Raw genomic sequence first — 1,301 nt, 5'->3', positions numbered from 1 at the left:
CCCGTAGGATGCGGTGAGCGTGGTATACCGCTTCATGGATGGCATTGACGGCCGGCGCGAACCGCATCGCCGGATGGTCCGTGCCCGACATTGCGCACGCACTTTCGGGATTCGATTACGGGCACCTTTTTCGTCAACGGTATGCTTGAATAAGCAACGGGTTAGTCCATCGATGCGGTTCGCGCCTCCTTGTGGTGCTATCCTGTAAGACCTACCGCGCTCACCGCATCCTACGGCACTAACCACGAAAGATACGCAAAGACACACAATTGTCATCCCGACGAAGGAGGGATCTTTTCGTGCTCTTTTCGTGCTTTTCGTGGCTCTTGGTGAGCGTCGTGTTAGGTTACGGCGCGTTCAACGTTGTTTGTGTTCTTCGGGATCAAGCAGCATGCCTAACCCAATCTACGCCCAAGGCGAGGTCGGCGCAGACAGGCAGCATGTCAAATATAAACATCCCGTAAATCCTGTGTAATCCTGTAAATCCTGGCCTATTCGGGGTTCGCGACAAATCATTCAGGATCGCTACCGCTGCACCGTACTCTGTAGGATCACCAGGGCCGTACCGCTGCCTCCCGTCGAGCGGGCGGTCACTCGGAACAGATCCGGCTCCGGCAGTGGGCCGAATTTCCGACTCTCGGTGGCCGCGGGGGGGAACGCTTCGATAACGTACCGCGGTGGTTCCTTGAGCCCGGCCAGGGTCGTGCCGGCTGGCCGGGAATGGTGCGTCCAGTCGTATTTGCTCCAATAGGCCGCGCTGCCCGGACTGGCTAGCTGGCCGATCAGTCCCGGTACGGAACCGTCGAACGGGGGTAGGTCCGCTTCCTGCAGGTAGGCCTCGGCGTCCCGCAGCGCCGCCTCCGCCCCCTGGAAGGCCAAGCTGCGGTCACGGAAGTTTCCGGCCATCCGTTCCTCGACCTGAGCGATCCGCATCCCGGACAGGCCCAGCAAGGTCAATGCCGTCAGCACGATCAGGCCGACGATCAAGGCCGCGCCGGTCTGTCCGGTTGTTAGTTCTGCTGTCTCACATTGCACGGTAAATCACTGGACGCACAGCAACGCGCTGCGTCTGAGGCGGTTCAAATTACACAAGCGGTTGCTTTATATCTATTTAGGCTCTTTATGGATTCCGGACTGCTTTGGAGTGCGCCGGCAAAGCGGCGCGGCCGCATTGAACTTCAGCCACGGGGGATACCAGCGGCGTTTGCCGGGAATCTGGGCACTTAGGTTCCACCCGCGCCGCGGCGACGGCGCTTTCCCCTGGCCGCAATACCTTTGCTGGAAACGGATACATCGCCAAA

At 59.6% G+C, this 1,301-nt stretch carries 1 protein-coding gene; it reads right to left on the bottom strand.

What is annotated here, in order from left to right; translation table 11 throughout:
* Positions 1 to 525: 525 nt before the first annotated feature.
* Complete coding sequence (locus tag BQ17_RS15620; protein WP_089728609.1) at positions 526 to 1,035, bottom strand: pilus assembly PilX family protein; 510 nt, start codon at positions 1,033 to 1,035, stop codon at positions 526 to 528.
* Positions 1,036 to 1,301: the final 266 nt, after the last annotated feature.

This window comes from Candidatus Thiosymbion oneisti, assembly GCF_900092655.1.
GTDB classification, from domain to species: domain Bacteria; phylum Pseudomonadota; class Gammaproteobacteria; order Chromatiales; family Chromatiaceae; genus Thiosymbion; species Thiosymbion oneisti.
Note: the sequence above shows the minus strand (reverse complement) of the source record. Positions and strands in the feature narration are given on the sequence as shown.